This is a genomic window from Frankia sp. AgKG'84/4 (assembly GCF_023242965.2).
GTDB lineage: Bacteria > Actinomycetota > Actinomycetes > Frankiales > Frankiaceae > Frankia.
Window position 1 is genome coordinate 1 of record NZ_JALKFU020000278.1, and the last position, 6,779, is coordinate 6,779.

Annotated in this window: 3 protein-coding genes and 2 pseudogenes; 2 read left to right on the forward strand and 3 right to left on the reverse strand. The window is 71.2% G+C overall.

The window, feature by feature from the left end; translation table 11 throughout:
- Positions 1 to 179: 179 nt before the first annotated feature.
- The 3 genes and pseudogenes from MXD58_RS16765 to MXD58_RS16775 form a co-directional block, all read right to left on the reverse strand.
- A pseudogene (locus tag MXD58_RS16765) lies at positions 180 to 1,676 on the reverse strand (proton/sodium-translocating pyrophosphatase); the annotation flags it as partial.
- A gap of 530 nt (positions 1,677 to 2,206) precedes the next feature.
- A complete protein-coding gene (locus tag MXD58_RS16770) occupies positions 2,207 to 2,728 on the reverse strand; it encodes an ATP-binding protein (RefSeq protein WP_248838205.1) in 522 nt (173 codons plus the stop codon).
- A gap of 40 nt (positions 2,729 to 2,768) precedes the next feature.
- Complete coding sequence (locus MXD58_RS16775) at positions 2,769 to 3,110, reverse strand: STAS domain-containing protein (RefSeq protein WP_248818955.1); 342 nt, start codon at positions 3,108 to 3,110, stop codon at positions 2,769 to 2,771.
- 365 nt (positions 3,111 to 3,475) lie between these two features.
- Between MXD58_RS16775 and sftH the strand changes: the two genes are divergently transcribed.
- A complete protein-coding gene (sftH, locus tag MXD58_RS16780) occupies positions 3,476 to 5,821 on the forward strand; it encodes a DNA 3'-5' helicase SftH (RefSeq protein ID WP_374616235.1) in 2,346 nt (781 codons plus the stop codon).
- A 130-nt stretch (positions 5,822 to 5,951) separates the two neighbouring features.
- Positions 5,952 to 6,779: pseudogene (locus tag MXD58_RS16785) on the forward strand (hypothetical protein); the annotation flags it as partial.

Below are 6,779 nucleotides of genomic sequence, written 5' to 3' on the forward strand. Positions count from 1 at the left end.
GCGCGCCGTACTTCTACCTGCCCAAGATGGAGAGCCACCTCGAGGCGCGGCTGTGGAACGAGGTGTTCACCGCCGCGGGGGGCGGGGGGGGGGCCGCGGGCGCCCCCCAGCGCGGTGGTCACAGTGTCCGTGAACGAGCCGAACAACGCCGTCGCGGCCAGGACCGCGGTCGCGATCGCGATGCCCTTCGTGATGGCCTTCGTGGTGTTGCCGACGGCGTCGAGGGAGGTGAGGATCGCCCCGCCGGCCTCGTCCATCTCGCCGGACATCTCGGCGATGCCCTGGGCGTTGTCGCTCACCGGGCCGAAGGTGTCCATCGAGACGATCACGCCGACCGTGGTCAGCAGGCCGGTGCCGGCCAGCGCCACCGCGAACAGTGCGATCGTCACGCTGCCCGAGCCGAGCAGGTAGGCGCCGAAGACCGCTGCGGCGATCAGCAGTGCCGAGTAGACGGCTGACTCCAGGCCGACGCCGATGCCGGCGAGGATGTTCGTGGCGGGCCCGGTGTTGGAGGCCCGGGCGATGTCCTGCACGGGCCGCCGTGAGGTCTCGGTGAAGTAGCCGGTCAGCACCTGGATGGCGGCGGCGAGCGCGACACCGATGAGCACCGCGCTGATCGCGATCACCCGGGGGTTGCCCGACTGGGTGCTGTCCGCCATTGCGGGGAAACCATCGAAGCTCGTCGGGAGATACAGCCACGAGACGATCACCACGCCGATCGCCGAGACCACCGCGGAGACGAAGAAGCCCCGGTTGATCGCCGACATCCCCGTCCGGTCGCCGGGACGCGGCGACACCGCGAAGATCCCGATCACGGCCGTGACGACCCCGACCGCTGGAATCAGTAGCGGGAAGACGAGCCCGCGCTCGCCGAACGCGCTGATCCCGAGGATGAGCGCCGCGACGAGGGTGACGGCGTAGGACTCGAAGAGGTCGGCCGCCATCCCGGCGCAGTCGCCGACGTTGTCACCGACGTTGTCGGCGATCGTCGCGGCATTACGCGGGTCGTCCTCCGGGATCCCCTGCTCGACCTTGCCGACCAGGTCCGCCCCGACATCCGCCGCCTTGGTGAAGATGCCGCCGCCGACGCGCATGAACATCGCCAGCAGGGCCGCGCCGAATCCGAATCCCTCCAGGACCTGCGGTGCGGTGTCCCGGAAGGCAAGCACGACCACAGCCGCGCCGAGAAGGCCAAGGCCGACCGTGAACATTCCGACGACACCGCCGGTTCGAAACGCGATGCGGACGGCAGCGCGCTCGCCCTGCGTCATGGCAGCCGCGGCCGTGCGGGTGTTCGCTCGAGTCGCGAGCCACATCCCGACGAATCCGACGAGCGCCGAGAAGAGCGCTCCGACGACAAAGAAGACCGACCGCCCGACGCGGGCGCCGGTGTCTTCCGCCGGGAGAACCAGCAGCACGAACGGTATGACGACGACAAACCCGGCCAACGTTCGGAACTGCCGTCTCAGGTAGGCGGCGGCACCCTCCTGCACCGCGCGGCCCACTTCCACCATCCGAGCGGTGCCGGGATCCGCGGCCAGCACCTCACGTGCCAGGTAGCCGGCCACGACAAGCGCGAGGGCTGCGACGATCGCCACACCGGCGACCAGGCCGAGGGATCCGCCACTAAGGTTGATTCCAGCGCTCTCCGACTGGAGGGCTTGGGTCGGGGACATGGCTCCTCCCGGGTCTACTCCGTGCGCCCTCCACCTCTGCCCCGATGGCCCGTCAGTGCCAGTGTGGTAGATGCGGACCGTTACGGACAGAGGATGGCCGGGCGTCGCATCGGGCGACGTCCGGGTTAAGATCCGTCGGATTCATCCTGGTTTCGATGCGTCCGGTGGGTCTTTCTGGGAGCACGTGGGGATCCCCGACGGCTATCCAACCGTCCGCGAGATGCGGCGGAGTCTAATCACATCGGTGTGACGCGCGCTGCTTTTTCTCCGACCGACGCCGGGGTCGCTGAATTTCGCCGCCCAGGCCGGATCTTCCGCGCAAAACACCGCAATTTGGATCGATGTCTAGATAGTCGGAATTTCAATTTTTAGGTAGTTTTTGGCGGCATTGGCGCCGCAGCCGGAGTTCGTCGCAGGCTCGGAAATGGCGCCGACGGGGCTCACCCGGGTCCGGGCCGTCAGCCGCGTGGGAAGCAGACGCCCGGCCGCCGTCGACGGCGGCCGGGCGAGTGTCTGCCTCGCCGGGTCGGTCAGACCTGCTTCGCGAGCGCGGCGTCGAAGCCGATGTGCCAGGTCATCGCGACGACCGTCCCGACGCCTTCGGGGCCGCGGGTGACCTCGACCTCGTCGACAAGTCCCTCGATGAGCGCGAGCCCGAGACCGGGCGGGAAGCCGCCTTCGTCGTCGCTGTCGTCGTCCGTGGCCGCCCACCAGGGCGGATCGTCCGACGTGGGCTCGAGGTCGAGCAGGGCGGACGCGGTGGCCAGCCCGCCGTCCGGTCCGGCCGCGACCTCGTCCCAGGTCCGGCCGCAGTCCGCGACCTTGATGGTGAAGGAATCAGGCGCGTCGATGAGCGCCACGTGGACCGGGGACGTCGGCGCGTGCTTGCGGTTGACCCGCACCGCCCGGGCGCATGCTTCCGTGACCGCAAGTTTGATCTCGTCGGCCGCGCCGACGGGGATGCCCGCCCGCCGACTGACCGCCGTGGCGATCATTCGAGCGGTTCGGACGTGCCCGTCCAGCGCGGCGAACCGCAGCTCAACGGTGGGCATACGGCGGGCCTGCCTTTCCGAAGGCGTGATGTCCGGCTGATCACTCGTGGGCGGCGAGAGCATCCTCCACCGAGGAGTGGATCGGGAAGACCTTCGTGAGGCCGGTGATGCGGAAAATCTTGAGGATGCGCTCCTGGGTGCAGACCAGACGCAGCGAACCCTCGTGCGCGCGAACCCGCTTGAGGCCACCGACGAGCACGCCGAGGCCGGTCGAGTCGAGGAACTCGACGCCCTCCATGTCGACCACGAGGTGGTAGGAGCCGGCCGAGACAAGATCGATCAGCTGCTCGCGGAGCTTGGGCGCGGTGTACACGTCGATCTCGCCGCCCACCACGACGACCGTGTGGTTGTCTTCCTGGCGAGTCGTGAGCGACAGGTCCACGGATCCTCCTTGTATACCCCTGGCCGGCCCGGGCGTCGGGCGACCGACATCACGGCGCCACTACCCTCCCATGAGAGGGATCAATCCGGTGGCCCGCGACACAGATCGCTGGATCCGAATCGCGGCGGCGCGGCGGAACGATGTCTGCTGGAATCTATCCCCGATCTTGTCTCGCCGGGGGTCGGTCGGCGGCCCCGCCCCGCGGTTGTGGTCCGGGTTGTTGGTCGGGTGGCCGACAGTCGTCGGCCATCGTCCGGCCGTCGGCGACCGGCACCCCCGGCGGGATGGCCGGCCGGGGGCGCCAGACCGCCCGTGACGGACGGCGCATCACGACCACACGGCGGTCGCGGATATCGTCGACGGTCGTGGGTTCGCCGGCCGACATCGACGGCGCGGACACGGTCCTCGCCGGGCTGCTCCGCGATGTTCGACGCGCCCGCTGCGTGACGCACGTGGAGCTGGTCCCGGCCCGGCCGGGTCGGCACGCGCCCTGGCCTGACTGGGTCGATCCGGTGCTGCGCGGGCGTTGGGTGGCAACGGGTATCGACGAGCCGTGGATCCACCAGGTCGCGGCCGCCGAGGCGGCCCATGCCGGCCGAAGCGTGGTGCTGGCGACCGGCACCGCGTCCGGCAAGTCGCTGGGCTACCTGATGCCCGTGCTGTCCCGTCTGCTGGCCGAGCCGGCGTCGCGAGCCCTCTACCTCTCGCCGACGAAGGCCCTCGCCCACGACCAGCTCCGATCGGTCCGGGCACTGCGGCTCGCCGTACGGTCCGCGACGTATGACGGGGATACCCCGGCCGCCGAGCGTGACTGGGTCCGGGCCCATGCCGGCCTCGTGTTCACCAACCCCGACATGCTGCACCGCGGGATCCTGCCGCAGCACCGGCGGTGGGCCCAGTTCCTGCGCGGCCTTCGCTTCGTCGTCATCGACGAATGCCATGGCTATCGCGGGGTGTTCGGCGCGCACGTCGCCGCGGTGATCCGCCGTCTGCGGCGGATCTGCGCGAAGTACGGAGCGAACCCGATCTTCCTGCTCGCCTCCGCGACCGTCGCCGACCCCGGGCTGTCCGCCGGCCGCCTCACGGGCGTTGACGTCGAGGTGGTCGACGGCGACGGCGCGCCGCGCGGGCCGATGGACTTCGTGCTCTACGAACCGCCCCTGCTGTGGACGGGCCAGCCGTCCCACGACGGCGAGGACGCGGGGGACCAGCACGGTGACGGCGAGAACGGCGCGCCGGTGCGTCGCTCGGTCACCGCCGAGTCGGCGGACCTGCTGGCCGATCTCGTTGCTGATGGCGTTCGTACGCTGGTGTTCGTGCGGTCCCGCCGGTCCGCGGAGGTGATCGCGGTGACCGCGCGCCGCGAACTCGGCCGGGTCGCGGCGGACGTCGCGGATCGGGTGGCCGCCTACCGCGCCGGCTACCTGCCGGAGGAGCGCCGTGAACTCGAACGGCGGCTGCGGGCCGGCGAGCTGCTCGGCGTCGCGGCCACCTCGGCGCTGGAGCTCGGAGTGGACATCAGCGGCCTGGATGCGACGATCACCGCTGGCTTCCCGGGTACCCTCGCGTCGCTGTGGCAGCAGGCGGGCCGTGCGGGTCGGGACGGGCGGCGCTCCCTGGCGGTCCTGGTTGCCCGGGACGACCCGCTCGACACCTACCTCGTCCACCATCCCGAGGCGGTGTTCGGCCGCCCGGTGGAGGCCAGCGTCTTCGACCCGGAGAACCCCTACGTCCTGGCTCCCCAGCTGGAATGCGCCGCCGCGGAGCTCCCGCTCGCCGAGGGCGACCTCGAGATGTTCGGCCCGACGGCCGGGCGGGTCGTCGACGATCTGGTTCGCCGCGGCCGGCTGCGCCGCCGGGCCAACGGCTGGTTCTGGACCCAACGGTCCCGGCCGGACGTCGACATCCGGGGGACCGGCGGGCCACCCGTGCGCATCGTCGAGTCGGCCACCGGTCGACTGCTGGGCACGGTGGACGCCGCCGCCGCGCACTCCGCGGTGCACTCCGGCGCCGTCTATCTGCATCAGGGCTCGAGCTTCGTGGTCGACGAACTCGACCTGGCCGACTCGGTGGCCTTCGTGCGCGAGGAAACGCCCGAGTGGACGACGGTCGCGCGGGAGCACACCGACATCCGCATCCTCGAGTCGACCCGGGAGCGGATCCTGCCGGAGCTGGCGGTGCATCTGGGGGTCGTCGAGGTCACCAACCAGGTGATCGGGTATCAGCGCCGACTGCTCGCCACGGGGCAGATGCTCGGCCAGGAGCCGCTGGACCTGCCGCCGCGCCAGCTGCGGACCCGCGCCGTCTGGTACACGGTCACCGACGCGCTGCTGGCCGACGCCGGCATCGAGGCCGCCGTCGTCCCCGGTGCGGTGCACGCCGCGGAGCACGCGGCGATCGGCCTGCTCCCACTGTTCGCGACCTGCGATCGCTGGGACATCGGCGGGGTGTCGACCGCGCTGCATCCGGACACGGGCCGGACGAGTGTGTTCGTCTATGACGGTCACGCCGGCGGCGCTGGCTTCGCCGAACGGGGTTTCCTGCGGGTCGGCGGCTGGCTGTCCGCGACCCGTGACGCGGTACGCGCCTGTGAATGTCCTGCCGGCTGCCCATCGTGCGTTCAGTCGCCCAAGTGCGGCAATGGCAACGAGCCACTCGACAAGGCGGCGGCGTGGCGGTTGCTCGCGGCTGTGACCGCCGCACTCGACTGAAGCGCGGATCACCGCACGGGCGCGGATCAACCTGCGCCCGTGCGGTTGCGCCGCCACCTCATGCGGGTAGGCCGAGCCCAGCGGCTTTTCGTGGCCGGTCCCGCACCCATGGATGGTTCTGGAGGTCCCGGTGGTAACCGTCGGTGTCGTGGTGTTGCTGGTGGTCGGCGTTCTCGGCGCTGATCTCGTCCTCGAGAACAGCGGCCACACAGATGTAATGATCATGGGGCAGTCCCTTTCCTTCGATATCTGGGGCCTGTTCCTGCTGGGCCTGGCTGCCGGGGTGCTCGCGGTCGCCGGCGTTCACCTGCTCGGGTACGGCGTGGCGCGGGACCACCAGCGGCGGAAGATCCAGCGGCAGCGGGACCGGGAGCTGGCCGCGGTGACCCGTCCGGCGCCGGCGCCCGCACCGACGCCCACGGCACCGACCACGGTCGCTCGTACCGCCCCGACTGACTCGGCCCCGACCTCCACAGCCCCCGTCGCGAGTGCCGTGGCCCCGGCTGCTGTCCCCCGCGGCGCCGCGGCTCGTGCGACCACGTCGGCAGGGGCATCCGCCGCGGACGTTCCCAGCACATCGAAGCCGGCCGGATCTCCCCCGCCGGCGGCGGTCACCGAACCGCTCGACGCCGCGGCCGCCGACAAGCGCCCCGTCACCGCGACAGCGCGGGAACGCCGGATCACGCCAGCGAGTGACCAGAGTGAGCGCTCCGGCGTGAGAGTCGCGAAGGTACGCGACCCCGGCAGCCGGCCCACGAGCCCCAACGACACCCGGACCGGGAATTCCGCTGACGGTGGCCGGTCCGCAGTTCGAGTTCCCACCCCGCCGCGGTCCGACGCCAGGCTGGCGGACTCCGCCGCCTCGCCGCGGGCGGCCTCCCACCCGCGACGAGGCGACCGGATCGTCGCCAGGGTGGCCGATCTGCGGCGCCGAGGCGACGGCGGCGAGGCTGACGAC

Coding starts and splice junctions, on each gene's coding strand:
- MXD58_RS16770 (WP_248838205.1), bottom strand. CDS start 2,728: ATGCCCACCGTTGAGCTGCGGTTCGCCGCGCTGGACGGGCACGTCCGA.